This is a genomic window from bacterium, from assembly GCA_040753555.1.
GTDB lineage: Bacteria > UBA9089 > UBA9088 > UBA9088 > UBA9088 > JBFLYE01.
This window is the reverse complement of sequence record JBFMDZ010000224.1, coordinates 1-3,141: the sequence shown is the minus strand read 5'-3', so window position 1 is coordinate 3,141 and position 3,141 is coordinate 1. Positions and strand designations below refer to the sequence as shown.

Annotated in this window: 5 protein-coding genes; all 5 read left to right on the top strand. The window is 33.9% G+C overall.

What is annotated here, in order from left to right:
- Positions 1-143 precede the first annotated feature (143 nt).
- On the top strand, positions 144-1,109 hold the full coding sequence (locus AB1630_11650) for an alcohol dehydrogenase catalytic domain-containing protein (GenBank protein MEW6104446.1): 966 nt from the start codon (positions 144-146) through the stop codon (positions 1,107-1,109).
- Positions 1,110-1,521: 412 nt separating this feature from the next.
- Positions 1,522-2,043 (top strand): outer membrane beta-barrel protein, encoded by a 522-nt coding sequence (locus AB1630_11645; GenBank protein ID MEW6104445.1) that lies wholly within the window; start codon positions 1,522-1,524, stop codon positions 2,041-2,043.
- Positions 2,044-2,108: 65 nt separating this feature from the next.
- The gene (nuoE, locus tag AB1630_11640; GenBank protein ID MEW6104444.1) at positions 2,109-2,549 is read left to right on the top strand and encodes an NADH-quinone oxidoreductase subunit NuoE; all 441 of its coding nucleotides are present in this window, start codon (positions 2,109-2,111) and stop codon (positions 2,547-2,549) included.
- The gene (locus AB1630_11635) at positions 2,546-2,845 is read left to right on the top strand and encodes a hypothetical protein (protein ID MEW6104443.1); all 300 of its coding nucleotides are present in this window, start codon (positions 2,546-2,548) and stop codon (positions 2,843-2,845) included. Before nuoE ends, AB1630_11635 begins: the two co-directional genes overlap by 4 nt.
- The gene (locus AB1630_11630) at positions 2,814-3,020 is read left to right on the top strand and encodes a hypothetical protein (protein ID MEW6104442.1); all 207 of its coding nucleotides are present in this window, start codon (positions 2,814-2,816) and stop codon (positions 3,018-3,020) included. Before AB1630_11635 ends, AB1630_11630 begins: the two co-directional genes overlap by 32 nt.
- Positions 3,021-3,141 lie beyond the last annotated feature (121 nt).

The window sequence follows — 3,141 nt, the reverse complement described above, 5'->3', positions numbered from 1 at the left end:
TAGATTAGGTATAGTCTTTAAGTTTTAATCTTTTAGTTTTTAGTTTTGAATTGTGGTTTTTCGCTTTTAGTTTTAAGTTTTTAGTTTTTTCATTCTTAAAATTCTATTTTTTGCTCATAAGTTGAGTATTAATACAATGTTTAATGAAGACAGGGGTTTATTATAGCAATAATGATATAAGGATAGAAGAAAGGGATATACCAAAAATCAATGATGGTGAAATATTGATGAAGACAAGGGCCTGTGGAATATGCGGAACAGACCTTTTGGAATGGTATAGAAAGCCAAAGGCACCAATTATATTAGGACATGAAGCCTGCGGTGAGATTGTAGAAAGCAAATCAAAGGATTATAAACAGGGAATGCGAATATTTGCCTCCCACCATATACCCTGCAATAAATGCTATTATTGCTTGAATGGTCATCATACCTCTTGCGAGATGCTGCAGGTAACAAACTATGACCCTGGTGGATTCTCTGAATACATAAGGCTTTCAAGAATGAATGTAGATTTTGGAATATATCCCTTGTCAGATGATATATCATTTGAGGAGGGAACATTGATTGAACCCCTAGCTTGTGTTATAAGGGCACAAAACCTTGCAAAACTTGAATTTAAAAAAAGCCTCCTTGTTATTGGATGTGGTGTATCGGGGCTTCTTCATATAGCCCTTGCAAAGATGAAGGGGCTATTTGTTGCTGGTATGGATATAAATGAATACAGGCTAAATTTTGCAAAGAAATTTAAAGCAGATACAAAATTTTCTTCTGAAAAAAAATTTGATTGTGTAATTCTATGTTCAGGAAACGCCTCTGCAATAGATAGAGCATTTTCATCTATTGATAGAGGAGGAATTATTGTCTTTTTTGCTGTTCCCTCTCCCTCTGAAAATGTCTATTTTCCCATCACAAATCTCTGGAGGAATGAAATAACAATAATAACATCCTATGGAGCAGCACCAAAGGATTTGCAAGATGCCCTAAAGGTTATTAAAATGATTGGTGTAAAGGAAATGATAACGCATAGATTTCACCTCTCAAAAATTCAGGATGGATTCTCTGTAGTGCAACAACAAGGAGAATCAATAAAGGTGATAATTGCACTATGAGTATGTGTTTAGATAATCTTTAAAGAAAGTAATGGAATTAGTTTTTGGGTATCTACTCACCTTTTGTAAGTAATAAACCATAAATTCCATCTAATAAATCCCAATGCCCAAATCCAAATGTCCAATAAATGTCCAATGACTCAATGTCCAACATCAGATTTTAAGCATTGGTCATTGGGACTTGGGATTTTGTTTGTCATTGGGATTTGGACATTGGACATTTCTAGTTTGTGCTTTGGATTTAGAATTTTTCCCATATTTTTAAATCTTTGTCTTCTCATCTACTTAAAAAACCTGAGTAGTTACGTTTTTGGTATAGACAGGAAAGCTCATTGATAAAAATTTTTCTTGACAAGAATTAAAGGAAAAATTTATAATAATTTAAAATTTAAATAAAGGGAGGTGAGAAAGAATGAAAAGGGTAATAATACTAGCAAGTATTTTAGGGGTAACAAGCTTGTTTGCCCAAGGATTTGAAATGGGCAAAACATATGTAGGACCAATGGTAGGTTATGCATGGGGCACTGGATTTGGTGGAGGCGTTGAATACGGTATAAAAGAAAATATGGGAGTTGGGCTTGATGTTAGTTATACAAGTTTCACTGAGGATTGGTCGGGGCTAGGACTAACAGGATATGAGTGGAAATATACATTATTAGGAGCTCTTGCTTCAGGTTCATACCATTTTTCTCCTGGAAAGGTTTTTGATCCATTCATCAAAGTTGGCGTCGGATACTTCAAGTGGGATGCAAAATTTAAGGATTCTTCGGGAAATGAAACAAATCCTTTGGTAGGGGTATCGGCTGCTTATACTTCTGGCGTAGGGTTCGGTGGACAAGTTGGGGCAAGATACTTCTTTTCTCCAACAATGGCAGGAAAACTAGCTTTGGGATGGCCCTTTTATATTAGTGGGGGCCTGGATTTCGCTTTCTAAAAACGCGAGCAAGAATCCTCTCTTTTATTCTTGTAGGGAAAAAGGAGAGGGTTCTTTGTTTTAATATGGAAATAGAAAAAATTCTTGGAAATTATAAGGAAAGACAAGACCTTATAAAATTGCTTCAGGAGACACAAGATAGCTATGGCTATTTGCCGATTGAGGCATTAAAAATAATTGCCGAAAAGACAAAGATATTTCCCGCTGAGATATTTGGTATAGCAACCTTTTATTCACACTTTAGGTTTATTCCACAAGGAAGGCATCTTATCAAAGCCTGCCATGGAACAGCCTGCCATGTAAGTGGGGCAGAAAAAATAAGCTCTGCTTTAGAAGAAAACCTTAAGATAAAAGAGAAAGAGACAACAAAAGATGGTTTATTCTCGTTAAACAAGGTTGCCTGCCTTGGGTGTTGCAGTCTTTCCCCTTGTATAATGATCGACAAAAAGGTCTATGGAAGGCTTAGGGCAAAGGATGTAGAAAAAATATTGAAAGATTACCGATGAACAAAAAACATAAGATACTTACCTTTCTTCAGGGGATTTTGTGGTCAAAAAACATCAAAAAACTTGATTTAGAAAAAGATAGGGTTTATATTATCCATCAAGTTTTAAGCTATGGCAGCTTAAAACAAATAAAATGGCTATTTAGGGTTTATAAAAAGGGTGAAATTAAGGATGTATTTTTAAAATATCCTAAAAAGGTTTATATTCCTTGTGTTTTTAATTTTGTCAAAAATTTTATTTTAGAATTAAGCAGAAAAAAATTGCATGATGAAAAATATATCAAAGATTTTAAATAAAAATCAGTTAGAAACTTTGGAAATAATAAAAGAATTTAGGAATTTAGGAACATTGGGTGGAGGGACAGGTTTAATGCTTCAGCTTCCTTACAGGTATTCATATGACTTTGATATATTTTTACAAAAAGTAATTTCTAAAAAATTTCTTTATAAGCTAAAACAATATTTCAAGTAACTATTCACCCTATAGGGAAATAAGGAATGTATATGTTTAGATAATGTTAAGGAAAATAATGAAGCCAAAGAATAAAAATCCCAATGTCCAAATCCCAATGACAAATGAAATCCCAATGTCC